Raw genomic sequence first — 23,519 nt, forward strand, 5'->3', positions numbered from 1 at the left:
TCCGCGGCGCGGCATCCCGCCAGGGGCGCCGCGCCCGGCTGCCGCTTACTTCAGGTTGAGCGCGCGCTTCACGCCCTCGCCGTAGGCCGGGTCGGCCTTGGTGAAGTGCTCCAGCTGCACGCGCACGATCGCCTCAGGCACGCCCTGCATCGCCGCCGCGATATTGGCGAACAGGCGCTGGCGCTGGCCTTCGTCGAACAGGCGGAACAGCGCGCCGGGCTGGCTGTAGTAGTCCGGGTCGACGCGGTGGTCCCAGTGGTCGGCGGCACCATCCAGTGCCAGCGGCGGCTCGATCGCGCGTTCGCTGGCGGCGTAGGCGCCTTCGCGGTTGGGCTCGTAGTTGAGCTTGCCTCCCTGGTTGCCGTCCACGCGCATCGCGCCGTCACGGTGGAAGCTGTTGTGGAACGGGCATTTCGGCGCATTCACCGGGATCTGGTTGTGGTTGATCCCCAGGCGGTAGCGCTGCGTGTCGCCGTACGAGAACAGCCGCCCCTGCAGCATCTTGTCGGGCGAGAAGCCGATGCCCGGCACGATATTGGCCGGATTCATCGCCACCTGCTCGACCTCGGCAAAGTAGTTGTCCGGGTTGCGGTTGAGCTCGAGCACGCCCACGTCGATCAGCGGGTAGTCCTTGTGCGGCCAGACCTTGGTCAGGTCGAACGGATTGATGTGGTACTTGGCCGCATCCGCCTCCGGCATGATCTGGACGCGCAGGTTCCAGCGCGGGAAATTGCCTGTCTCGATGTTCTCGAACAGGTCGCGCTGCGCGCTTTCGCGGTCCGTTGCCACGACCTTGGCCGCTTCTTCATTGGTCCAGTTGGCGATGCCCTGCTGCGACTTGAAGTGGAACTTGACCCAGAAGCGCTCGTTGTTCGCGTTGATGAACGAGTACGTGTGCGAGCCGAAGCCGTGGATCTGGCGGTAGTTCTGCGGCAGACCGCGGTCGCTCATCAGAATGGTGACCTGGTGCAGCGATTCCGGATGGCGCGACCAGAAGTCCCACACCGCGATCGGGTCGCGCAGGTTGGTGCGCGGATTGCGCTTCTGCGTGTGGATAAAGTCCGGGAACTTGAGCGGGTCGCGCACGAAGAACACCGGGGTATTGTTGCCGACCACGTCCCAGTTGCCTTCGTCGGTGTAGAACTTGATCGAGAAGCCGCGCACGTCGCGCTCGGCATCGGCCGCGCCGCGCTCGCCGGCCACGGTCGAGAAGCGGATGAACAGCGGCGTCTCCTTGCCGACCTGGGCAAAGACCGAAGCCTTGGTGTACCTGGTGATGTCGTGGGTGACCTTGAGCGTGCCATAAGCGCCCGAGCCCTTGGCATGCACGCGCCGCTCGGGGATGACCTCGCGGTCGAAGTGGGCCAGCTTTTCGAGGAACCAGACATCCTGCAGCAGCATCGGGCCGCGCGGACCGGCCGTCTGCGCGTTCTGGTTGTCGGCGACGGGTGCGCCGGCGGCAGTGGTAAGGGTGTCCTTCTTGCTCATCTTTTCCTCTTTGTGGGTAGGCTGAAAGGGAACGCCGCATCAGAGCGCGGCGGCATAGCAGGCAAGGCAATCGAGCAGGCAGCGCCCCACGCGGAGGGGAAACGGGCGCCCGTTGATTGTTGTCGGAGAGAACTGGGCGCTGGTGCTCATCATTGGTTCCTGTCTCAGGTCGATGCCATCTGCATCGACAGGAGTCAGCCTACCAACGATCTATCGAATTGAGAATTCAATTATTTATACCTATGTGTTAGGTCAAATCTATCTGGGATTTCTGCAACTTATCGCAGCGGAAGGTGACCGCCCGAAGACAGGTCCCTGAAATACCCCGTTGCGGGGCCGGAAATGGCAACGGCCGCAGCGGAATCTCCGGTGCGGCCGAGGGAAATGCCTGTACTGTGGGGGCAGGAAGATCAGGCCGCTTCGGCCAGCTCCTTGGCGTCCAGCTTGCGCACGCCGGCGAGCTCGCACGCGGCCACGGCGTTGGCCAGCGCTTCCATAGCCGGCAGCCGGGTGAAGCTCTTGCGCCAGGCCAGCACCACGCGCCGGTCGGGCACCGGATCGGCAAACGGCACGTAGGACAGCATGTCGCCCTTGGCCTTCAGGTCGGGCACCGAGGTGCGCGGCAGCACGGTGATGCCGACCCCGCTGGCCACCATATGGCGAATGGTTTCCAGCGACGAGCCCTCGAAGGTCTTCTGGATGCCGTCGGCCGCCTGCGAGAAGCGCGACAGTTCCGGGCACACGCCCAGCACATGGTCGCGGAAGCAGTGGCCGCTGCCCAGCAGCAGCATGGTTTGCTGCTTCAGTTCATCGGGGTCGATGGAGCGCGCCTGCGCCAGCTGGTGGCCGCGCGGCACGGCGACGACAAAGGGTTCGTCGTAGAGCGGGCGCACCGTCAGGCCCGAATCCGCGAACGGCTCGGCCATCACCGCGCAGTCGATCTCGCCCTGCTTGAGCAGCTCGATCAGCTTGTGGGTGTAGTTCTCCTGCAGCATCAGCGGCATCTGCGGCACGGTCTCGATCATCTGCTTGACCAGCGACGGCAGCAGGTACGGCCCGATGGTGTAGATCACGCCCACGCGCAGCGGACCCGCAAGCGGGTCCTTGCCCTGCTTGGCGATCTCGCGAATGGCCATGGTCTGTTCAAGCACGCGCTGAGCCTGCGCCACGATCTGCTCGCCGACCGACGTCACCGACACCTCGGAGGTGCCGCGCTCGAAAATCTGCACGTTGAGTTCGTCTTCCAGCTTCTTGATCGCGACCGACAGCGTCGGCTGCGACACAAAGCAGGCTTCGGCGGCCCGGCCGAAATGGCGCTCGCGCGCCACGGCGACGATGTACTTGAGTTCGGTGAGCGTCATGACTTATCAGTTTCCGGTAGGCGATAGATTTTACCTTCGATTGCCGCTTCTGTCAGAGCGCCAGCCCGAATAGCCCGCAGCGGACTGGCGGGTGCGCTGGATGGCGCACATCCCGTCGAAAAACCAGCCCGCGATCAAGCCTTGAGGTAGTGCTCGCGCCCACCCAGCCAGCGCGAAAGGTGCGCTTCCACCGCTTCCGGGTAGCGCGCCAGCATCAGTTCGGCCGCCTCCTGCGCGTATTCCACCAGCCACGCGTCGGTCTGCAGGTCGGCAAAGCGCAACATCGCTTCGCCGGACTGGCGCGCACCCAGGAACTCGCCCGGGCCGCGGATCTCCAGGTCGCGCCGGGCGATCTCGAAGCCGTCGGTGGTCTCGCGCATGGTCGCCAGGCGCTCGCGCGCGGTCGGCGACAGCGGCGCCTGGTACATCAGCAGGCAGACCGATTCGGCGCTGCCCCGCCCCACCCGCCCGCGCAGCTGGTGCAGCTGCGCCAGGCCGAAGCGCTCGGCGTGCTCGATCACCATCAGCGAGGCATTGGGCACGTCCACGCCCACTTCGATCACGGTGGTGGCCACCAGCACCTGCATGCGGTTGGCGCTGAAGTCGTCCATCACCGCGGCCTTCTCGGCCGGCGGCAGGCGCCCGTGCACCAGGCCCACGCGCAGGTCGGGCAGCGCGGCCACCAGCGTTTCATAGGTCTCCACCGCGGTCTGCAGCTGCAGCGCCTCGCTTTCCTCGATCAGCGGACACACCCAGTAGACCTGGCGGCCTTCGGCGGCGGCGTGATGGATGCGTCCGATCACTTCGTCGCGCCGCTCGTCGTTGACCAGGCGCGTGACGATGGGGGTGCGGCCCGGCGGCAATTCATCGATCACCGACACATCGAGGTCGGCGTAGTAAGTCATGGCGAGCGTGCGCGGGATCGGCGTGGCCGACATCATCAACTGGTGCGGCACGGTCTCGGCCGCGGTCGCCGCTGAATCGGGGGTATCGGCGGCACCGGCCTTGCCGCGCAGCGCCAGCCGCTGCGCCACGCCGAAGCGGTGCTGCTCGTCGACCACCGACAGCCCCAGTTTGGCAAAGCGCACGGTGTCCTGGATCAGCGCGTGGGTGCCGATCACCAGCTGCGCCTGGCCCGATTCCACGCGCGCCACGGCCTCGCGCTTGTCGCGTGCCTTCTGGCTGCCGGCCAGCCACGCCACCGGCACGCCCAGCGGCTCCAGCCATGCGGACAGCTTGCGGTAGTGCTGCTCGGCCAGGATTTCGGTGGGCGCCATCAAAGCGGCCTGGTAGCCGGCATCGATCGCCTGGCAGGCCGCCAGCGCGGCGACGATGGTCTTGCCGCTGCCCACGTCGCCCTGCAGCAGCCGGTGCATCGGGTGCGGGCGCGTCATGTCGGCGGCGATTTCTTCCACCACGCGCTGCTGCGCCCCGGTCAGCCGGAACGGCAACGCGGCCAGGAAGCGCGTCAGCAGGCCGCCCTCGCGGCGCGGCATGGTCGGCGCGGTCTTTTCGCGCCGCGCCGCGTGCGCGCGCCGCAGCGAGATCTGCTGCGCCAGCAGTTCGTCGAACTTGATGCGCTGCCAGGCCGGGTGCGAGCGGTCGGCCAGCGCGGCCTCACTCTCCTGCGGCGGAGGCGCGTGCAGCAGCCGCAGGCAGTCGGCCAGCGGGCGCAGGTGCAGGCGTGCCAGCGGCCCGTCCAGCACCGCCTGCGGCAGCGTCTCGGGCATGGGCGTGCGCGACAGCGTGCCGCCGATGGCCTTGCGCAGATAGGCCTGCGGGATGCCGGCGGTGGACGGATACACCGGCGTCAGGCGGTCGGGCAGCGCTTCGCCGGGCACCACCGGGCGCACCGTCGGGTGGACCATCTCGGCGCCGAAGAAGCCGCCGCGCACCTCGCCGCGCACGCGCAGGCGCACGCCTTCGGCCATCTGCTTGGTCTGGTTGCCGTAGAAGTTGAGGAAGCGCAGCGTCAGCTCGCCGCTGTCGTCGGCGATCTTGACCACCAGCTGGCGGCGCGGCCGGAACGTGACTTCGTTGGAGATGACCTCGCCTTCCACCTGCGCCGGCAGCCCGAGCCCGGCGCGGTGGATCGCCTCGGCGATCGGCGCCAGCGTGGTCTCGTCCTCATAGCGCATCGGCAAGTGCAGCACCAGGTCGACGGGACGGCGCAGGCCGAGCTTGGCCAGGCGCGCGGCCGCGGAAGACGTGCCGGAGGCGGCGGCCTTGCCCCTGGCTTCGCCGGCCTTGCCGCGCGCGGGCGCCGCCGTTTCCTTGGCGGCGTCGGCGGGGTCGTGGATCGGTTCAGCGGCGGTTCCGGGCATCGGCGAAAAAGTTGGCAGCGGTCGCTCTCGTGCTGCGGGGTTGGCTGGCGCGGCGCCGGCGAATAGCCGGCATCACGCCTGGCCCGGCGGCAAGCGCGCCCGTGGCCTTACAATATCGGATTCGCCGATTGTACCCATGCCGGCTGCCACCACGGGCAGCGGAGTGCCGTTTTGTGCCCCGCTCCGGCCTGCATGGGATCGCGCAGCCCGCCGCTCCCACGATGTTGACGCTTTCCGATTTCGATTTCCCGCTGCCGCCAGAACTGATTGCCCAGAGTGCGCTGCCCGACCGCAGCGCGAGCCGGCTGCTGGTGGTCGAACGGCTGGCCCCGGCCGACACCGCCGACGCGGTGCGCATGGTCGACCGCGCCTTCAGCGACATCGTCGACTACCTGCGTCCCGACGACTTGCTGGTCTTCAACGACACCCGCGTGATCAAGGCGCGCTTCTTCGGCCACAAGCCCAGCGGCGGCAAGATCGAGGTGCTGGTCGAGCGCGTGGTCGACAGCCACACCGTGCTGGCCCAGGTGCGCGCCTCCAAGACCCCGACCGAGGGCAGCATACTGCACCTGGCTGACGGCGCCTTCGCCGTCACCGTGGGCCCGCGTGTGGACCAGTTCTTCACGCTGGGCTTCCCCGAACCGGCGCTGGACCTGATCGAGCGCTACGGCCGCCTGCCGCTGCCGCCATATATCAGGCACGACCCGGACGCCTACGACGAGACCCGCTACCAGACCGTCTACGCGCGCAGCCCGGGCGCGGTGGCCGCACCCACCGCGGGCCTGCATTTCGACGATGCGCTGTTCGCGCGGCTCGATGCCGCCCGCGTGCGGCGCGCCTTCCTGACGCTGCACGTGGGCGCCGGCACCTTCCAGCCGGTGCGCACCGAGAACCTGGCCGAGCACAAGATGCACTCGGAGTGGTACGCCGTCTCCGCAGACCTGGCCCAGGCCGTGCGCGACACCCGCGCACGCGGCGGCCGCGTGATCGCGGTCGGCACCACCTCGCTGCGCGCGCTGGAATCGGCCGCGCAGGCCGACGGCACGCTCGCCGCCGGCAGCGGCGACACCGATATCTTCATCACCCCCGGCTACCGCTTCCGCCTGGTCGATGCCCTGATCACCAACTTCCACCTGCCCAAGTCGACGCTGCTGATGCTGGTGTCGGCACTGGCCGGCGTGGAAGCCATCCGCGCCGCCTACCGCCATGCGGTCGAGCAGCGCTACCGTTTCTTCAGCTACGGCGACGCCATGCTGCTGACCCGCCAGCCCGGCGCCTGAATCCAGAATCACAAGCCATGCTCAACTTCGAACTCATCACCACCGACGGCAACGCCCGCCGCGGCCGCGTCACGCTGAACCACGGCGTGGTCGAGACGCCGATCTTCATGCCGGTCGGCACCTACGGCTCGGTCAAGGCGATGTCGCCGCTGGAACTGAACGAGATTGGCGCGCACATCATCCTGGGCAATACCTTCCACCTGTGGCTGCGCCCCGGGTTGGACGTGGTCAACGCCCACGAGGGCCTGCACAAGTTTATCGGCTGGGACAAGCCGATCCTGACCGATTCCGGTGGCTTCCAGGTGTTTTCGCTCGGCGATCTGCGCAAGATCACTGAAGATGGCGTCACGTTCGCATCTCCGGTCAATGGCGACAAGCTTTTCCTGTCGCCCGAGATCTCGATGCAGATCCAGCGCACGCTGAACTCCGACATCGTGATGCAGTTCGATGAGTGCACGCCGTACGAGATCGACGGCCGCGCCGCCACGCACGAGGAAGCGGCCAAGTCGATGCGCATGAGCCTGCGCTGGGCCAAGCGCTCGCGCGACGAGTTCGAGCGCCTGGCCAACCCCAACGCGCTGTTCGGCATCGTCCAGGGAGGCATGTACGAAGACCTGCGCGACGAATCGCTGGCCGGCCTGTCCGAGCTGGACTTCCACGGCTTTGCCATCGGCGGGCTGTCGGTGGGCGAGCCCAAGGAAGACATGATGCGCGTGCTCGAGCACGTCGCGCCGCGCCTCCCGGCCCACAAGCCGCACTACCTGATGGGCGTGGGCACGCCCGAAGACCTGGTCGCCGGCGTCGCCGCCGGGGTGGACATGTTCGACTGCGTGATGCCCACCCGCAACGCACGCAACGGCTGGCTCTTCACCCGCTTCGGCGACGTCAAGATCAAGAACGCGGCGCACCGCAACGATCCGCGCCCGCTCGATGAAAGCTGCGCCTGCTACACCTGCCGCAACTTCTCGCGCGCCTACCTGCACCACCTGCACCGCGTAGGCGAGATCCTGGGCGCGCGCCTCAATACCATCCACAACCTGCACTACTACCTGCAACTGATGCGCGAGATGCGCGAAGCCATCGAGCACCACCGCTTTGCCGACTTCCGGCGCCAGTTCGCCGCTGACCGCGCCCGCGGCACGCAGTGACAATGCCCGCTGGCGCGAACTTTTGCGCTGCCGGCGGTCGAATAGCCGGGTCATCCGGGGGCGAGCCGCGATCCGGAGCGCCCGGCCTTGCCGCCCCCTGCCGCAAGTTGTCCCGGGCGCACCCGAACAAACCCGTATTCCGCCCTAGAATGCCAAGGGTGGGCGGAATGCGAATGGTAGAATGATCGATTATTTGACTAATTTTGTGACGGAGAATCAACGTGCTGATTTCTAACGCATTTGCCCAGACCACCGGTACCGGCGGCGCGGCTGGCGGCCTGATGAGCTTCCTGCCCATCATCCTGATGTTTGGCGTGCTGTGGTTCATCATGATCCGCCCGCAGATGAAGCGTCAGAAGGAAGCCAAGGCAATGCTCGAAGCGCTGGCCAAGAACGACGAAGTCGTGACCGCCGGCGGCATCCTGGGCAAGGTGACCAAGGTCACCGACCAGTACGTCAGCCTGGAAATCGCCGAAGGCACGGAAATCACCGTGCAGAAGAACGCCGTGACGACGGTGCTGCCGAAGGGCTCGCTGAAGGCGCTCTGATCCACCGATCGCGCGCGCGACTCCCGCCTTTGTCTTTTCCGGCATGCCCGTTCGCGCATGCCCCGGCAGCCGCCTGATCCAGCCCGACGAAGCCCCCGTGGCTTCGATCCGTGGTTGCCAGGCGGCTGTTTGCCAAACCGGTTCGGCCCCGCCGACGTGGTGCGCCACGCCAGCGCCGGCCCCGCCAACCGCTGAATGACTGGCCAGAGATGAATCGTTATCCGCTTTGGAAATACCTCGTGATCCTGGTGGCCCTGGCCATCGGCATCATCTATACCTTGCCGAATTTCTTCGGCGAGGCGCCTGCGGTGCAGGTGTCCTCGGGCAAGGCCACGGTCAAGGTCGACCTGTCGATGCAGAAGCAGGTCGAAGAGATCCTGGCGCAGAACCAGCTGCAGCCTGACGGCGTCTTCTTTGATATTTCCGGCCAGTCCGGCTCGGTCAAGGCGCGCTTCCGCACCACCGACGAGCAGCTCAAGGCCAAGGACATCCTGTCGCGCACGCTCAACCCCGACGCGGCCGACCCCACCTATGTGGTCGCGCTGAACCTGCTGTCGGGCTCGCCGCGCTGGCTGACCGCCATGCACGCGCTGCCGATGTACCTGGGCCTGGACTTGCGCGGCGGCGTGCACTTCCTGCTGCAGGTCGACATGAAGGGCGCGGTCGACAAGAAGCTCGACAGCCTGGGCGGCGACGCGCGCACCCTGCTGCGCGACAAGAGCATCCGCCACGGCGGCATCGACCGCGATGGCGAGCGCCTGACGGTGCGCTTCAACAACGCCGACGACGCCAACCGCGCGCGTCCGCTGCTGGCCGACAACCTGCGCGAAGTCGCCTTCGCCATGGACGGCAACAATATCGTCGGCACCTTCACCGAAGCCGCCCGCAAGGCCGTGCAGGATGCCGCGGTCAAGCAGAACATCACCACGCTGCATAACCGCGTCAATGAGCTTGGCGTGGCCGAGCCGGTGATCCAGCAGCAAGGCGCCGACCGCATCGTGGTGCAGCTGCCCGGCGTGCAGGACACCGCCAAGGCCAAGGACATCATCGGCCGCACCGCCACGCTCGAAGCCCGCCTGGTCGACAACGACGCGCCGCGCAGCCCGCGCCCGGGCGACCCGATCCCGTTCGGCAGCGAGCTCTTCACGCAAGGCAACGGCGCCCCGGTGGTGCTGAAGAAGCAGGTCATCTTCACCGGCGACCGCATTGAAAGCGCCTCGGCCGGCTTCGACCAGAACCAGCAGCCTTCGGTCAACATCAAGCTCGACGCCCAGGGCGGACGCGTGCTGCGCGACGTCTCACGCGAGAACCTGAAGAAGCCGATGGCGATCGTGCTGTTCGAAAAGGGCAAGGGCGAAGTGCTGACGGTGGCGACGATCCAGTCCGAACTGGGCTCCAGCTTCCAGATCACCGGCTCCTACTCCACCGAAGCCGCCAACGACCTGGCGCTGCTGCTGCGCGCCGGCTCGCTGGCCGCGCCGATGGAGATCATCGAAGAGCGCACCATCGGCCCGTCGCTGGGCGCGGACAACATCCGGAAGGGTTTTGACTCGGTCGCCTACGGCTTTGCCGCCATCGGCGTGTTCATGATCCTGTACTACATGCTGTTCGGCGTGTTCTCGGTGGTGGCGCTGGGCGTGAACCTGCTGCTGCTGATCGCGGTGCTGTCGATGCTGCAGGCCACGCTGACGCTGCCGGGCATTGCCGCCATCGCGCTGGTGCTGGGCATGGCCATCGACGCCAACGTGCTGATCAACGAGCGCATCCGCGAGGAACTGCGCGCGGGCGCGTCGCCGCAGATGGCGATCGCGGTCGGCTTCGACCGCGCCTGGGCCACCATCCTGGACTCCAACGTGACCACGCTGATCGCCGGCCTGGCACTGCTGGCCTTTGGTTCGGGCCCGGTGCGCGGCTTTGCCGTGGTGCACTGCCTGGGCATCCTGACCTCGATGTTCTCGGCGGTGTTCTTCAACCGCGGCCTGGTCAACCTCTGGTACGGCCGCAAGAAGAAGCTGCAGAGCGTGGCCATCGGCCAGATCTGGAAGCCGGGCAACACCACCGACACGCCGGTCGCCAAGTAAGGCGAGCAGCAACAACTAGCAGTACAGAACAGGATTCAACATGGAATTCTTCCGCATCCGGCGCGACATTCCGTTCATGAAGCACGCGTTGGTCTTCAACGTGATTTCCTTCCTGACGTTTGCCGCAGCCGTGTTCTTCCTCTGGCACAAGGGCCTGCACCTGTCGATCGAATTCACCGGCGGCACGGTGATGGAAGTCAGCTACCAGCAGACCGCCGACCTGGAAAAGATCCGCGGCCAGGTGGGCAAGCTGGGCTATACCGACGTGCAGGTGCAGAACTTCGGCACCTCGCGCGACGTGATGATCCGCCTGCCGCTGCAGAAGGGCGCGGACGGCAAGCCCGTCACCTCGGCCCAGCAGAGCGAGCAGGTGATGGCCTCGCTGCAGGCGGCCTCGCCTGACGTGAAGCTGCAACGGGTGGAGTTCGTCGGCCCGCAGGTGGGCAAGGAACTGGCCACCGACGGCCTGCTGGCGCTGCTGTGCGTGGTGGCCGGCATCGTGATCTACCTGTCGTTCCGCTTCGAATGGAAGTTCGCGGTGGCGGGCATCATCGCCAACCTGCACGACGTGGTCATCATCCTGGGCTTCTTCGCCTACTTCCAGTGGGAATTCTCGCTGTCGGTGCTGGCGGCGATCCTGGCGGTGCTGGGCTATTCGGTCAACGAATCGGTGGTGATCTTCGACCGGATCCGCGAGAACTTCCGCAAGTTCCGCAAGATGAGCACCCACGAGATCATCGACAACGCGATCACCAGCACCATCTCGCGCACCATCATCACCCACGGCTCGACCCAGATGATGGTGCTGTCGATGTTCTTCTTCGGTGGCCCCACGCTGCACTACTTTGCCCTGGCACTGACGGTCGGCATCTTGTTCGGCATCTACTCGTCGGTGTTCGTGGCCGCGGCGCTGGCGATGTGGCTGGGCGTCAAGCGCGAGGACCTGGTCAAGGGCGAGAAGAAGTCCGACTCGACCGACCGCAACGACCCCAACTACGGCGCGCAGGCCTGACGGCTTGCCGCCCACGAAAACAAAGGCGCCCCGGGCGCCTTTGTTTTTTTCCGCGGCCGGCCGGTGTTATGCCTGGCCTGACCAGCGTGAGCGCGCTCCCGCGGGCGGGGCCGGCATCAGCGGCTCGCGGTCCTGTCCCGGCTCGGGCTCGGGGATGGGGCGGCCGGAATCGCGCCATTCCACGGCGGCGGCAAGACCGTAGCGCTCGGCATACTCCTTGAACCAGATCCCTTCGGGCGAATGTCGCGTGATGCCGCGGCGCGGGCCCGCGCCGGCGTTGCGTCGCCGGCGGGCTTTGCCGGGGGCGGGACATCGCCGGTGGCCGCGCGCACGTATTGCTGCAACTGGAGCAGGGACTCGCCCAGCACCGCGGCGTAAAGGACTTCGATGTTCTCGAAATACAGATAGAGGGTCGCCGGGGCGATGCCGGCCGCCAACGCGATCCGCCTGGCGGACGCTGCCTCGAGTCCCGCGGAAACCAGGATGGTTCGAGCCGCCTCGACAATCGCTGCGCGCTGCGTATCGACGTTCTGCGCGGAGCGCGCAGGCCGCCCCCTGCGCCTGGCGGCTACGGCAGCGGCCGCGCCGATCGTCTTGCTTGCCATGTCAGCCTGCACCTCACCGGCTACAGCCCGGCTCCATGTCAACGTTGCTCGGCAAAGCGCTCGATCCACGCCGCCAGCCGGTCGGCCGCGAAGAACTCGGTACGCTGGCCGGCACGGCACAGGATGGCGTCGCCATCGCGCGCAAACTGCAGCGCACCGCCGGCCTCGTCCAGCCACAGCAGGCTGGCCAGCCACGCCGCATGCGCGGCAGACACCGGCGCGCCCACCGGCTGCACCAGGTACTCGGCCAACGTGGCCGGCGCGGTCCAGACCACGGTATCGCCATCGCGGCGCACCACCTCGCTGCCCAGCGCGTCGGCGATTACCGCGACGGCATCGGCCGCCCCCTTGCCCGCGTTGGCGCTGCGCAGGCCCGCCAGGCGCGTGCCGACGGCATGGCCGAAGCTGCCGCTGCGCTCGGCCTCGGCCCGCACCAGGTCGGCGTAGTCCATGCGCTGCCAGTCCGGCTCGACGCTGCCCGCGCCGGCCAGGTCGACCGCCGCGAGGTAGGTCTCCACCGGCTGGAAACGGCCCGGCCCGATCAGGCTGGCGCACAGCGCATGCACCATGCCGATGCGCGAGGCCACGGTCTGGGTCTGCAGCACGGACAGCTTCTCGCGCAGCAGCTGGTCGCGTTCCTTGCGCAGGCCGGCCAGTTCCAGCGCCTGCTTCAGCTCCATGCGCAGCGCGGTGATGTCCCACGGCTTCTTGATGTAGCGGTGGATCTGCCCCTGGTTGACCGCCTCGACGGTCTGGTCGAGCTCCGAATACGCGGTGGTCAGGATGCGCACGATATGCGGGTAGCGCTCGCGCGCGTAGCGCAGCAGTTCGTTGCCATACTCGCCCGGCATGCGCTGGTCCGACACCAGCACCGCAAGGCTGTCTGCGTGGGCGTCGAGCAAGGCCTTGCCCTCTTCAACGGAGCCGCCGGTGGCCACCGGTGCCAGCGCCCCGATGGCACGCTGGAAATACTTGACTGCAGTCGCTTCGTCATCGACGAACAGAATCGCCGGGGGTGGTGCCTGCGTGGCATTCGGTTCGGTCATCGGTCACTCCTATGCTTTCGACTCTTGAAACTTGGAAAGTCCAGCGTCACCGTCGTGCCGGCACCGGATGCGGATTCGATCCGGATGCCGCCGCCAAACGACTGCATGACGCGGTTGCAGAAAATCATGCCCAGGCCGCTGCCGCCGGCACTGGCGTGGGTGGTGACCGGGTCGACCAGCAACCGCTCCATCACTTCCGGCGCAATCCCCGGCCCGTTGTCGCAGATGCGGATTTCCGGGCGCGGCTGCGCCACCACCACAAAGCGCAACGCCGGCGTGCCGACACTGCCCAGCGCCCGCAGCGCGTTGCTCATCACCGAGGAGAGCACCAGCGCCACGCAGTTGGGCAGCGTCTGCACCGGGAAATCGCCGTGCATCTCCACCTGCACCCAGCTGCGCTGGTCGCCTGCGAACGGGTAGCTGTCCAGCAGCGAAGTGACCAGCGAGCCGGCGCTGACCTCGGCGCCGGCATCGGGCCGCGCCGGCGTGCTGCCGGCACTGTTGCGCACCGACTGCAGGAACGACGACAGCACCGCCAGGCAATACTGGGCGTTGTCGTACATGGCGCTGGCCGCCTGGCCGATCTCGGCCTGGCGCTGCGCACTGTACTCGCCGGCGACACGTCCGCGGATGCCGTGGGCAAAGTTGGCGATGGCAGCCAGCGGGGTATTCAGCTCATGCGCCAGGAAGGCCAGGGTCTCGTCGATCGCCATCAGCCGGTGCTGGCGCAGGGTGCGCTCGCGGTGGCGCTCGGCGGCGCCTGCCAGCACCTCGCGCAGGTCGGCCACGCTCAGCGGCTTTTCCAGGATGCGGAAGACTTCGCCGCTGTTGACCGTTTCCAGCAGCACATCCTTGTCGGCATAGGCGGTGACCAGGATGCGCACGATCTGCGGGTATTCCTGCGCCACCTGGCGCAGCAGCTGGCCGCCGTCGCGCCCGGGCATGCGGAAGTCGGTCACCAGCACCGCCACGCGGGCGGGGTCCGCGCGCAGCACCGCCAGGGCCTCGTCGGCGCTGTCTGCCACCAGCACCTCATAGTCGCTGCCGGCGGCCCGGGCGAAATACTTGCGCGCCATCTCCTCGTCGTCGACATAGAGGACGGCAAGCCGTGCCTGCTTCGCTTCGCTCATGGCTGGTTACTCCGCACGCGGCAGGTCGAAGCTGAACGCGGTCCACTGGCCCAGTTCGCTCTCGGCATACAGCTGCCCGCCGTGGCGTTCCACCACCGCGTAGCTGATCGACAGGCCCAGGCCAAGCCCCTGCCCCACCTCGCGCGTGGTGAAGAACGGCTCGAACACGCGCGCCAGGTTTTCCTGGGGGATGCCAGGGCCGTTGTCGCGCACCATGACGTGCAGGCGGTGGTTGTCCCAGCGGGCCGTGGTATGGATCGCGGGCGCGGCCGTGCCCGCCTTGCGCATGGCCAGCGCGGCATTCGAGAACAGGTTGATCAGCACGCCGATGATGGCCGCCTCGTCGCCCAGCACCAGGGTGTCGGCAGGCAGTTCGCGGCTGAGGCTGACCCCGCGCAGCTCATGCGCGGTCAGGCGGATCGACGAATCGAGCGCCTTCTCGAACAGGAACGGCGTGCCTTCCACCTCGGCGCCCGGCTTGCGGTAGGCAAAGGTCTTGAGGTCGGAGACGATATGCTGGATGCGCTGCATCCCCTGCTTGGCGTCGACCAGGCACTCTTCCAGCGAAGGGTTCTCCTTGGCCTGTGGCTCTTCCATCGCCACTTCGATCGCCATCAGGCAGAAGTTGACCGGGTTGTTCACCTCGTGCAGCAGCCCCGCCGCCAGCGTACCGATGGCGGCCATCTTCTCCTGCTGCAGCATCTGGCCCTTGATGTCGGCCAGCCGGCGGTTGATGTCGGCAAGCTCGTCGTTCTTGTGCGCCAGCTCTTCCTTGAGCCGGATCAGGTGGAAGTGGCCGCGCTCGTTCATGAACGTGTAGACCGCGCTGGCCACGATCGAGAACATGATGAACAGCGAATTGACGGTGAAGTGCGCGCGCTGCGCCAGGCCATCGGGGTGGATCAGGCAGGCGCCGAGGTAGAGCAGGTAAGTGACCACGCCAAAGCCGATGGTCTGCCACAGGCCCATGGGCATGGCGATGCCGACCGCGAAGATGACCAGGTTCAGCCCGGCATAGTAGATGGACGAGGCGCCGTCGGTGGTGGCGATCATCCATGTGATCATCATCTGCGGCAGCAGCAGCCAGGCCAGCGTGAGCGGCTGCACGAAGCGCCGGCCGGCCTGGTTGGCCAGCAGCAGGAAGATCAGCCCGATCAGGACCGAGACCACCAGGCGGGCGACAAAGAACTGCAGCTGGTGGCTGGGATAGATCCCGTAGTCGAGCCCGACGCCGGCCATCACCAGCACGATGGCCGTCAGCGCGCCGGCCCGGCTCGAGACCAGGCGAAACTCGCGCAGGTCAGCCTCGTACGGGGAATACCTGCTCGCAGTCCGTTTCAGCATGGTGGTCAGGCCTTGGCCGGATCAGTCACGATCGCTTCCACAAACACGTTGACGCCGGTCGGGTCGACGTAGGTGCGGCCGTCGCGCGTATTGGCCGGCAGCAAAGACTGCATGCCGGCCTCATCGCGGTAGATCAGGTACCACTCCAGCATATGTTCCATGCTGTACCGTTCCGGGTTGTCGACGTGGACGTTGGTGGCCAGGATGCGCCCCTCGGGATGGGTGCGCGTGGAGAAATAGCTCAGCAGGCGCGCGCAGACGCGGTCGGACAGGTAGTCGAACAGGCCGGCGCAGTAGACCCCGTCGAACTCGCGCAGCGACGGATCGTGGTCGATCCGGCGCTTGAGCAGTTCATGCACCGAGTGGTGGACATATTCCACCTCGACCTTCGCATTGGCCTTGCGGCAGCTCTCTTCGATGCGCCCGCGCGCGTAGTCCAGCGTTTCCTGGCTGAAGTCGAGCAGCTGGAACGACAGCCAGTGCGGCTCGGGGTATTCGGTAATGAAGCGGTTGATCTCGACCGCCGGGCCGCAGCCAACGTTGAGCAGCCGGAACGGCTTGCCCGCGGCCCGGGCCTGCTCGGCCATGCGCACCAGGAAATCGACCAGCAGGTCGATGCGGTTGCGGTGGGCAGCGGCCACGGACGACTGCAGGAAGGTTGCGTTGACGATCTGGAAGTAGGTGCTGGGGCCCTGGCGCGGATCCGACAGGATCTGGTTGACCATTTCGTAGTCGCCGGCATAGCCGAGCGGCTTGGTATAGGTCCGGAACACGAACGGTGAGCGCAGCAGCAAGGGATGCAGCGCCGCCTGCGTGAAGGTGCGGTGCATCACGGTGTCTTCTTCCGGCACGTGCGCGGCTTCGCCGTCGAGCCGCGCGGAATACTCGCGGATCTTCAGTGCGATCGGGGTGGCCAGCTCCTCGAACACGTCCATGCGCAGCGTATCGCCTTCCTTGGGCAGCGTGCTGGTCATGTCGACCTGCTCCACCCAGCGCGACACCTCGGACAGGAACGCGCGCATTTCATTGACCACGATCTGGTAGTCGGGCCGGATATTGAAGCGCTCATTCCAGTCCTGCACGAAACGCTGCGACTCGCGCGCGACCGACTTGGGCTCGTTGTCCAGGTTGCTCAGTTCCAGCCACTCGTCGATCAGCGTCAGCGACACCACCGCGGTCAGGCCGGTGTTCACCAGGCTCATGACCACGGCCTTGCCGAGGTAGGCATTCTTCGAGCCCATGCGGACGCTGAGTTCGCTCAGCACCTCACTGACCTGCACGATCGAATACGGGTTGTAGATCTCCATCACCAGGGACTTTCTCTGGAGATTGACAATCGTGCCCCGCACCTGCTCGCCCTGCGAGTTGCGGAAACTAACTACCGGATCGATTTGCGTTTTGGAATACACGGTATTGCGCCAGGGAAAACCGAGAAACGCTGCGGGCCATACAGCCAGGGCAGAACGGCCGGGTACAGCATGAGGGGCGAGGAGGTCGCGGGGGTGGCTACCGGTATCGGGACATGCAGCGAATGCTCATAGTGATGCGCTTTAGCCGGTTGCGGGCATGGCTGCCCCCGCCTTGGCAGGAGTAGCAATGCCACGATCAAGGAGGGATTGCCGCGGGCCATTGTACTGTGCCCGTCGGGGGTCGTACAACCAAGTGCCCTGGCAGGCGCCTGAATCATACCGGCCAATAAAAAAGGCCGGCATTGCCGGCCTTGACTGCCTGGAAGCCCGGCGCAGCGGGCTGGCACGCTCAGTCCGCGCGCACGCCTTCCACCTGGATGGCAAGCTTGACCTCGGGCTTGAAGCCCATCTTCACGCCGTAGTCCAGGCCGAAGTCGGCACGGTTGAAATGGCCCACGGCGTCGGCGCCGCAGGCTTCGCGCTTGAGCATCGGGTGCTGGATGCACTTGAAATCGCGGATTTCCAGCTTGACCGGCTTGGACACGCCGCGCAGCGTCAGCATGCCGTCAACCTCGGTCGGCACGTCACCCTTGAACTTGGAGAACTTGCCCTTGTAGACGGCCTCGGGGAAGGCTTCCACGTCGAACATGTCCGGGCCCTTGGCGTGCTGGTTCAGCTTGGCATTGCCGAAATCGATCGAAGCCGGGTCGATCTTGACCTCGACCGAGCCCGCCTTGGCGGCACGGTCCAGCGTGACCACGCCGCTGGACTTGTCGAACTTGCCGCGCCAGGTCGACAGGCCGCCCAGGTGGTCGGCCTCGAAGCTCGGGTAGGTGTGGGTCGGATCGAGGTTGTAGGTCACGGTATTGGCCGAAGCCACGCCGAAGGCGGCGGTTGCGGAAATGGCCGCGACGGCGGCAACGAGGGAACGCAGTTTCATGGAATCTCCCGACAAATCAGGTTGGGGCGGAACGTTCTCACGAACGCCGATTGGGTACGTCAGCGGAATGCCGGCCTTGCTTGTTACTTCTTGGCCAGCACGATACGGAATTTGATCTGCACGTCGTCGGCCACCACGGAAGTGTCCTTCCACTCGCCGTCGCCGATATTGAAGACCGTGCGCTTGATCGGCAGCGCGCCCTCGAACACCTGCACGGCGCCTTCCTGGCGGTAGGTGGCGGGCACCACCACGTCAACGGTCTTGCCCTTGATGGTCAGCTTGCCGGCCACGTCGTACTTGCCCGGCGTGCCGTTCTTGATGCTGGTGGACTGGAACACGGCCTTGGGGTACTTGGCGGCGTCGAACCAGTCCTTGCCCTTCACTTCCTTGGTGGTCTCGGCGTCGCCGATCTCGAAGCTGGACACATCGATCTCGACCTTGGCCGACGAGGTCGCCAGCTTGGCCGGGTCGAAGCTGACCGCGGCATCGAACTTCCTGAACTTGCCTTCCATCGGCACGCCGATCTGGCGCGCGACCGCGGTCACCGAGCTCTTGGCGGCGTCAACCTGCGCCCAGGCCAGGTTGGCTGCGATGCCGGAGGCGGCCAGGACGGCGGCGATGACGAGCGAGCCGCGGCGGGAATTGCGTTTCATCTCAAAAAACTCCTGTCAGGGTCGGCGCAGCGCGCCGCGGTACGGAAAAAGTTGGCCGGGGCGGCGCCTCAGCGCAGGAACGGCAGCATCCGGCCCAGCGTGCCGTCGCGGTCGACGAACTGGTGCTTGACCGCCGCCGCCGCATGGACAACGACCACCGCCGCCATCAGGTAGTTCAGCCAGATATGGACAAACTTGAGTATTTCTTTCAGTTCGTCGTTCTTCTCCAGCAGCGCCGGCATCTTCCACAGGCCCAGGTAGACCACCGGCACGCCCGCGGCCGAGCTGTACAGGTAGCCGCTGATAGGAACGATCACGATCAGCAGGTACAGCAGGTGATGGGCGCCGGCCGCGGCTTTGGCCTGCCAGGCCGGCGTGCCGGGCGCCACCGGCGGTGCCGCATGGGTTGCACGCCACAGCACGCGCAGCACGGCAACCGCGAAGATCGTCACGCCCAGCCACTTGTGCCAGGAGTAGAGCTTGAGCTTGGTCGGCGTCAGCCCCGGAATGCCGGTCATGTACAGGCCGAGCCCGAACGCGGCGAAGATCGCCAGCGCAATGACCCAGTGCAAGGCGATCGCGGTGGCACCGTAGCCGGTGGGGGCGTTGGCGGTAGAACGCATCGGATTCCTCTCGCCCCGCGCAGGAGCGTTTCACAATTTTGGGGAAGGCACCGGCGGGGGCTGGCCCGCCCGTGCGCTTACGATTCTCGCATTATTGCGGCGGGCTGTGCGCCGATGAAGGACAGTCCTTCATTAAGTTATTCAAATGCTTTGAAGTGACATTCTGTCGCAAGCGGCACAAAGCCGCAGTGACCTGCCCGCCGCGCTGCGCCAGAAAAGCAAAAAGCCATCCTCGCGGATGGCTTTTGCAGCACGTCGCCCCGGTTCAGGGGCGAAATGTGGCGTCAGATGCGCTCGGCCAGCACCACGGCCTTGCCGATGTAGCTGGCGGGCGTCATGTCCAGCAGCAGCTTCTTGGCGTCGTCGGGGATCGCCAGGCCGTTGATGAAGGTCTGCAGCGCCTCGCGCGAGATGCCCTTGCCGCGAGTCAGCTCCTTGAGCTGCTCGTACGGGTTGGGCACGCCGAAGCGGCGCATCACGGTCTGCACCGGCTCGGCCAGCACCTCCCAGCAGTTGTCCAGGTCTTCGTCCAGGCGCTCGGGGTTGGTTTCCAGCTTGCCCAGGCCACGCAGGCAGGCCTCATAGGCCAGCAGGCTGTAGCCGAAGGCCACGCCGATATTGCGCAGCACGGTCGAATCGGTCAGGTCGCGCTGCCAGCGCGACAGCGGCAGCTTCTCGGACAAGTGGCGCAGCACGGCGTTGGCCAGGCCCAGGTTGCCTTCGGAGTTCTCGAAGTCGATCGGGTTGACCTTGTGCGGCATGGTCGACGAGCCGATTTCGCCGGCCTTGGTCTTCTGCTTGAAGTAGCCCAGCGAGATATAGCCCCAGACGTCGCGGTTCAGGTCGAGCAGGATGGTGTTGGCGCGGGCGATCGCGTCGAACAGCTCGGCCATGTAGTCGTGCGGCTCGATCTGGATGGTGTACGGGTTGAAGACCAGGCCCAGGCGGGTCTCGATCACCTGCTTCGAGAAGGCTTCCCAGTCGAAGCTCGGGTAGGCCGACAGGTGCGCGTTGTAGTTGCCCACCGCGCCGTTCATCTTGCCCAGCAGCTCGACCTGCTCGATGCGCTGGATCGCGCGCGCCAGGCGCGCGGCCACGTTGGCCATTTCCTTGCCCAGCGTGGTCGGGCTGGCCGGCTGGCCGTGGGTGCGCGACAGCATCGGCTGCGCGGCATTGAGCTTGGCCAGCTCGACCAGGCGGGCGTGCACGCGCTTGAGCGCCGGCACCACCACGCCTTCGCGGGCGCCCTTGAGCATCATGCCGTGCGAGGTGTTGTTGATGTCTTCCGAGGTGCAGGCGAAGTGGATGAACTCGCTGGCGGCTTCCAGCTCGGCGTTGCCCTTGACCTGTTCCTTGAGCCAGTATTCGACCGCCTTGACGTCATGGTTGGTGACGGCTTCGATTTCCTTGATGCGGGCGGCGTCGGCCTCGCTGAACTTGTCCACCAGCGCCAGCAGCGCGGCCTCGGAGGCGGCCGAGAACTTGGGCATGTCGGGCAGGCCGGCCTGCGCCAGCGCGATCAGCCAGTGCACCTCGACCTTGACGCGGTTGCGCATGAACGCGGCCTCGGACAGCCATTCGCGCAGCGCATCGGCCTTGGCGGCGTAACGGCCATCGATCGGGGACAGGGCGGTGAGCGGCGAAAGCGAAGAGGAGGTCATGCTGGAAACCGGGAAAAGGGAGGCAATGGAAGAAGGCGACGAACAAGAAGCGCCGCGGGGGCTGGCGCTGTCAGCGTTGGCGGCGGGAGGGACCGGAAAAGCGACCTTATGCGGCCGGATGCGTCCAAAACGCCGCGCCGGCAGGCCCGCCGGCGCTGCGCAACGCGGGATTTTACCACCCCTGCCCCGGCTCCGGGCAGCGGTAAAGCGCCGCCGCGGGGCATCGGTGCGCAAGCCCGCATTCGCCATGCACCACGGGTATACTCGCGCACGCCGTTCCAGTAGCCTGTTATGAAGTGCATCGGGCAAGCCGCGCGCCCCACCGCCGCTGCCACAGAGCGACGATGCACTTCATAACAAGCTCAAGGGGAGAATATGAAGCTGTATGCATCCCGGACCAGTCCCTACGCGCGCAAGGTGCGCGTGGTGATGGCGGAGAAAAAGATCGAGTGCCAGCTCATCGAAGAGGATGTCTGGTCGCCCGAGACCAGGATCGGCCAGTTCAACCCGCTCGGCAAAGTGCCTTGCCTGGTCATGGAAGACGGCGGCGCAATCTTCGATTCGCGCGTGATCGTCGAATATGTCGACACCTTGACGCCGGTCAGCCGGTTGATCCCGCAGGGCGGGCGCGAGCGCCTGGAAGTCCGCTGCTGGGAGGCGCTGGCCGACGGCCTGCTCGACGCAGCGCTGCTGGTGCGCCTGGAGGCCACCCAGCGCGAGCCGCATGAGCGCAGCGAACGCTGGGTGCAGCGCCAGCGCGGCAAGATCGATGCGGCGCTGGTGGCCATGGCGCACGGCCTGGCCGACCGCCCCTTCTGCACCGGCACGCACTATTCGCTGGCCGACGTGGCGGTGGGCTGCGCGCTGTCCTACCTGGATTTCCGCTTCCCCGAGATCGCCTGGCGCGAGCGCCATCCCAACCTGGCGGCGCTGGAGGAAAAGCTGTCCAAGCGCCAGTCGTTTATCGATACGGAACCGCCGCGCGGCTGATCCACAGCGGCCGACAAGAAAACACCCGCCTCGAGCGGGTGTTTTTTCGTGCAGCGGCAGCGCTTACTGGATGATGCCGCCGCCCAGGCAGATGTCACCGTCATACAGCACCGCCGACTGCCCGGGCGTGACCGCCCATTGCGCCTCGGCAAACCGGAGCGTCAGCGCGTCGCCGTCCACCGCCTGCACCGTGCAGGCCGCATCGCTCTGGCGGTAGCGCGTCTTGGCCGCCATCGCCGCGCCCGCGGCGGGCGGCTCGCCGGCCACCCAGGACAGGTCCGACGCGGTCAGCACCGGCGTCAGCAGCCACGGGTGGTCGTGGCCCTGCACCACGTAAAGCGTATTGTTCGCCATATCCTTGCGCGCCACATACCAGGCGTCGCCGTTGCCCTCGCGGCTGCCGCCCAGGCCGATGCCCTTGCGCTGGCCCAGCGTGTAGAAGGCGAGGCCGATATGCTCGCCCACGACCTTGCCCTCGGGCGTCTTCATCGGGCCCGGCTTGGTCGGCAGGTAGCGGTTCAGGAAATCGCGGAACGGACGCTCGCCGATAAAGCAGATGCCGGTGGAGTCCTTCTTCTTCGCGTTCGGCAGGCCGATCTCGGCGGCGATCTCGCGCACGCGCGTCTTGGGGATCTCGCCCAGCGGGAACAGCGTGCGCGACAGCTGCGCCTGGTTCAGCCGGTGCAGGAAGTAGCTCTGGTCCTTGGTATGGTCGAGCGCCTTGAGCAGCTCGAACCGGCCGGCCGCGTTCTGCCGCACACGCGCATAGTGGCCGGTGGCGATGGTTTCCGCGCCCAGCGACATGGCATGGTCGAGGAAGGCCTTGAACTTGATCTCGGCATTGCACAGCACGTCGGGGTTGGGCGTGCGCCCGGCGGAGTATTCGCGCAGGAAGTCGGCAAAGACCCGGTCCTTGTACTCGGCGGCAAAGTTGACCGCCTCCACGTCGACGCCGATCAGGTCGGCCACCGAGACCACGTCCAGCCAGTCCTGGCGCGTTGAGCAGTACTCGCTGTCGTCATCGTCCTCCCAGTTCTTCATGAACAGGCCGATGACCTCGTAGCCCTGCTGCTTGAGCAGCCACGCGGTGACCGACGAATCGACCCCGCCCGACATGCCCACCACGACACGTTTTCCGGCACCACTCACGGCTGCGCTCCCAGCGGGACGGCCGCGGCCAGCGCCGACGGGTGCGTGTACAAGGCGTCCAGCGCAAAGCGCTTGCCGGCCAGGTAGTCGTTGACACAGGCCATCACCAGCGGCGTACGGTGACGCTCCGTGCAGGCGCGCAGTTCTTCCGCGCTCATCCAGACCGTGCGCACGATGCCGGTGTCGAGCTGGCGGCCCGCATCGAGCGAGCCCAGGTCGCCGGTAAAGGCAAAGCGCACATAGGTCACATCGGTGCCGGTGCGCGACGACAGCGAACGGCCCATGTAGCAGCCCAGCAGCGCGCGCGGCTCAAAGGTGTGTGCGGTCTCTTCCAGGGTTTCGCGGATCACTGCGCGGATCAGGCTCTCGCCCGGGTCCAGATGCCCGGCGGGCTGGTTCAGGCGCAGCCCGTCGGCGGTTTCCTCTTCGACCAGCAGGAAGCGTCCGCCGCGCTCGATCACGGCGGCAACGGTCACGCTGGCATTCCAGTCACTTGACATGATGCTCAATTTTTAGGCAATCCCGCATTCTACCGGTTGCGGGCCCATCGTGCAGCGCCGCCGGCCCGCCATGGCCCCCGGCCGGTAAGCCAGGCTGGTGCTGGAATGGCGGCTGCAACTCCCTCTTTGGCGGTCGCCGCAAAAGCCGACCGGCCGGTCACCATTGAACGTCAGATTCCTGTAAGCTGCGAAAAAATTGTTGCGCTGCGGCTTAAGCTTGCGGCGCG

Annotated in this window: 20 protein-coding genes; 6 read left to right on the forward strand and 14 right to left on the reverse strand. The window is 66.5% G+C overall.

The features are described 5' to 3' along the window. Positions 1 to 45: 45 nt before the first annotated feature. The 3 genes from AC1Q6V_RS07255 to recG all read right to left on the reverse strand — a co-directional run bounded on the left by AC1Q6V_RS07255 (position 46) and on the right by recG (position 5,173). On the reverse strand, positions 46 to 1,488 hold the full coding sequence (locus AC1Q6V_RS07255) for a catalase (protein WP_454749656.1): 1,443 nt from the start codon (positions 1,486 to 1,488) through the stop codon (positions 46 to 48). A gap of 410 nt (positions 1,489 to 1,898) precedes the next feature. Beyond that, positions 1,899 to 2,849, reverse strand: a complete 951-nt coding sequence (locus AC1Q6V_RS07260; protein ID WP_010815057.1) for a LysR substrate-binding domain-containing protein — start codon at positions 2,847 to 2,849, stop codon at positions 1,899 to 1,901. Between the two features lie 134 nt (positions 2,850 to 2,983). Beyond that, positions 2,984 to 5,173: an ATP-dependent DNA helicase RecG gene (recG, locus tag AC1Q6V_RS07265; protein ID WP_454749657.1), complete on the reverse strand. Its 2,190-nt coding sequence runs from the start codon at positions 5,171 to 5,173 to the stop codon at positions 2,984 to 2,986. A 221-nt stretch (positions 5,174 to 5,394) separates the two neighbouring features. Between recG and queA the strand changes: the two genes are divergently transcribed. The 5 genes from queA to secF all read left to right on the forward strand — a co-directional run bounded on the left by queA (position 5,395) and on the right by secF (position 11,242). Continuing rightward, positions 5,395 to 6,453, forward strand: coding sequence for a tRNA preQ1(34) S-adenosylmethionine ribosyltransferase-isomerase QueA (gene queA, locus AC1Q6V_RS07270; RefSeq protein ID WP_010815059.1), 1,059 nt, complete (start codon positions 5,395 to 5,397; stop codon positions 6,451 to 6,453). 17 nt (positions 6,454 to 6,470) lie between these two features. After that, positions 6,471 to 7,601, forward strand: a complete 1,131-nt coding sequence (gene tgt / locus AC1Q6V_RS07275) for a tRNA guanosine(34) transglycosylase Tgt (RefSeq protein ID WP_010815060.1) — start codon at positions 6,471 to 6,473, stop codon at positions 7,599 to 7,601. Positions 7,602 to 7,822: 221 nt separating this feature from the next. Further along, positions 7,823 to 8,149, forward strand: coding sequence for a preprotein translocase subunit YajC (gene yajC / locus AC1Q6V_RS07280; protein ID WP_010815061.1), 327 nt, complete (start codon positions 7,823 to 7,825; stop codon positions 8,147 to 8,149). Positions 8,150 to 8,358: 209 nt separating this feature from the next. Beyond that, the gene (secD, locus tag AC1Q6V_RS07285) at positions 8,359 to 10,230 is read left to right on the forward strand and encodes a protein translocase subunit SecD (protein WP_011615996.1); all 1,872 of its coding nucleotides are present in this window, start codon (positions 8,359 to 8,361) and stop codon (positions 10,228 to 10,230) included. A 40-nt stretch (positions 10,231 to 10,270) separates the two neighbouring features. Beyond that, the gene (gene secF, locus AC1Q6V_RS07290) at positions 10,271 to 11,242 is read left to right on the forward strand and encodes a protein translocase subunit SecF (RefSeq protein WP_011615997.1); all 972 of its coding nucleotides are present in this window, start codon (positions 10,271 to 10,273) and stop codon (positions 11,240 to 11,242) included. 116 nt (positions 11,243 to 11,358) lie between these two features. Here the strand turns inward: secF and AC1Q6V_RS07295 are convergent, their stop codons facing one another. The 9 genes from AC1Q6V_RS07295 to purB form a co-directional block, all read right to left on the reverse strand. Beyond that, positions 11,359 to 11,847: a TetR/AcrR family transcriptional regulator gene (locus AC1Q6V_RS07295; protein WP_051398494.1), complete on the reverse strand. Its 489-nt coding sequence runs from the start codon at positions 11,845 to 11,847 to the stop codon at positions 11,359 to 11,361. 38 nt (positions 11,848 to 11,885) lie between these two features. Continuing rightward, positions 11,886 to 12,893, reverse strand: a complete 1,008-nt coding sequence (locus AC1Q6V_RS07300; RefSeq protein ID WP_010815065.1) for a response regulator — start codon at positions 12,891 to 12,893, stop codon at positions 11,886 to 11,888. After that, a complete protein-coding gene (locus AC1Q6V_RS07305; protein ID WP_010815066.1) occupies positions 12,890 to 14,023 on the reverse strand; it encodes a hybrid sensor histidine kinase/response regulator in 1,134 nt (377 codons plus the stop codon). The genes AC1Q6V_RS07300 and AC1Q6V_RS07305 overlap by 4 nt, the downstream gene beginning before the upstream one ends. Before the next feature lie 6 nt (positions 14,024 to 14,029). After that, the gene (locus AC1Q6V_RS07310; RefSeq protein WP_035817222.1) at positions 14,030 to 15,367 is read right to left on the reverse strand and encodes a sensor histidine kinase; all 1,338 of its coding nucleotides are present in this window, start codon (positions 15,365 to 15,367) and stop codon (positions 14,030 to 14,032) included. Positions 15,368 to 15,372: 5 nt separating this feature from the next. Continuing rightward, on the reverse strand, positions 15,373 to 16,776 hold the full coding sequence (locus AC1Q6V_RS07315; protein ID WP_439670988.1) for a class I SAM-dependent methyltransferase: 1,404 nt from the start codon (positions 16,774 to 16,776) through the stop codon (positions 15,373 to 15,375). A gap of 349 nt (positions 16,777 to 17,125) precedes the next feature. Then, positions 17,126 to 17,716, reverse strand: a complete 591-nt coding sequence (locus AC1Q6V_RS07320; RefSeq protein ID WP_010815069.1) for a YceI family protein — start codon at positions 17,714 to 17,716, stop codon at positions 17,126 to 17,128. 83 nt (positions 17,717 to 17,799) lie between these two features. After that, on the reverse strand, positions 17,800 to 18,369 hold the full coding sequence (locus tag AC1Q6V_RS07325) for a YceI family protein (RefSeq protein ID WP_010815070.1): 570 nt from the start codon (positions 18,367 to 18,369) through the stop codon (positions 17,800 to 17,802). 68 nt (positions 18,370 to 18,437) lie between these two features. After that, the gene (locus AC1Q6V_RS07330) at positions 18,438 to 18,992 is read right to left on the reverse strand and encodes a cytochrome b (RefSeq protein ID WP_010815071.1); all 555 of its coding nucleotides are present in this window, start codon (positions 18,990 to 18,992) and stop codon (positions 18,438 to 18,440) included. Positions 18,993 to 19,276: 284 nt separating this feature from the next. After that, a complete protein-coding gene (purB, locus tag AC1Q6V_RS07335) occupies positions 19,277 to 20,653 on the reverse strand; it encodes an adenylosuccinate lyase (RefSeq protein WP_010815072.1) in 1,377 nt (458 codons plus the stop codon). A gap of 375 nt (positions 20,654 to 21,028) precedes the next feature. Between purB and AC1Q6V_RS07340 the strand changes: the two genes are divergently transcribed. After that, entirely contained in the window at positions 21,029 to 21,643 is a 615-nt protein-coding gene (locus AC1Q6V_RS07340; protein ID WP_010815073.1) for a glutathione S-transferase C-terminal domain-containing protein, read from the forward strand. A gap of 63 nt (positions 21,644 to 21,706) precedes the next feature. Here the strand turns inward: AC1Q6V_RS07340 and mnmA are convergent, their stop codons facing one another. Together mnmA and AC1Q6V_RS07350 are read right to left on the reverse strand one after the other, a co-directional pair. Then, the gene (mnmA, locus tag AC1Q6V_RS07345) at positions 21,707 to 22,792 is read right to left on the reverse strand and encodes a tRNA 2-thiouridine(34) synthase MnmA (RefSeq protein WP_010815074.1); all 1,086 of its coding nucleotides are present in this window, start codon (positions 22,790 to 22,792) and stop codon (positions 21,707 to 21,709) included. Next, complete coding sequence (locus tag AC1Q6V_RS07350; protein WP_037023515.1) at positions 22,789 to 23,292, reverse strand: NUDIX hydrolase; 504 nt, start codon at positions 23,290 to 23,292, stop codon at positions 22,789 to 22,791. The genes mnmA and AC1Q6V_RS07350 overlap by 4 nt, the downstream gene beginning before the upstream one ends. Positions 23,293 to 23,519: the final 227 nt, after the last annotated feature.

The sequence above is a fragment of the Cupriavidus sp. GW823-FHT07B10 genome (genome assembly GCF_058794355.1).

Coding starts and splice junctions, on each gene's coding strand:
- AC1Q6V_RS07255 (WP_454749656.1), bottom strand. CDS start 1,488: ATGAGCAAGAAGGACACCCTTACCACTGCCGCCGGCGCACCCGTCGCC.
- AC1Q6V_RS07260 (WP_010815057.1), bottom strand. CDS start 2,849: ATGACGCTCACCGAACTCAAGTACATCGTCGCCGTGGCGCGCGAGCGC.
- recG (WP_454749657.1), bottom strand. CDS start 5,173: ATGCCCGGAACCGCCGCTGAACCGATCCACGACCCCGCCGACGCCGCC.
- queA (WP_010815059.1), top strand. CDS start 5,395: ATGTTGACGCTTTCCGATTTCGATTTCCCGCTGCCGCCAGAACTGATT.
- tgt (WP_010815060.1), top strand. CDS start 6,471: ATGCTCAACTTCGAACTCATCACCACCGACGGCAACGCCCGCCGCGGC.
- secD (WP_011615996.1), top strand. CDS start 8,359: ATGAATCGTTATCCGCTTTGGAAATACCTCGTGATCCTGGTGGCCCTG.
- secF (WP_011615997.1), top strand. CDS start 10,271: ATGGAATTCTTCCGCATCCGGCGCGACATTCCGTTCATGAAGCACGCG.
- AC1Q6V_RS07295 (WP_051398494.1), bottom strand. CDS start 11,847: ATGGCAAGCAAGACGATCGGCGCGGCCGCTGCCGTAGCCGCCAGGCGC.
- AC1Q6V_RS07300 (WP_010815065.1), bottom strand. CDS start 12,893: ATGACCGAACCGAATGCCACGCAGGCACCACCCCCGGCGATTCTGTTC.
- AC1Q6V_RS07305 (WP_010815066.1), bottom strand. CDS start 14,023: ATGAGCGAAGCGAAGCAGGCACGGCTTGCCGTCCTCTATGTCGACGAC.
- AC1Q6V_RS07310 (WP_035817222.1), bottom strand. CDS start 15,367: ATGCTGAAACGGACTGCGAGCAGGTATTCCCCGTACGAGGCTGACCTG.
- AC1Q6V_RS07320 (WP_010815069.1), bottom strand. CDS start 17,716: ATGAAACTGCGTTCCCTCGTTGCCGCCGTCGCGGCCATTTCCGCAACC.
- AC1Q6V_RS07325 (WP_010815070.1), bottom strand. CDS start 18,369: ATGAAACGCAATTCCCGCCGCGGCTCGCTCGTCATCGCCGCCGTCCTG.
- AC1Q6V_RS07330 (WP_010815071.1), bottom strand. CDS start 18,992: ATGCGTTCTACCGCCAACGCCCCCACCGGCTACGGTGCCACCGCGATC.
- purB (WP_010815072.1), bottom strand. CDS start 20,653: ATGACCTCCTCTTCGCTTTCGCCGCTCACCGCCCTGTCCCCGATCGAT.
- AC1Q6V_RS07340 (WP_010815073.1), top strand. CDS start 21,029: ATGAAGCTGTATGCATCCCGGACCAGTCCCTACGCGCGCAAGGTGCGC.
- AC1Q6V_RS07350 (WP_037023515.1), bottom strand. CDS start 23,292: ATGTCAAGTGACTGGAATGCCAGCGTGACCGTTGCCGCCGTGATCGAG.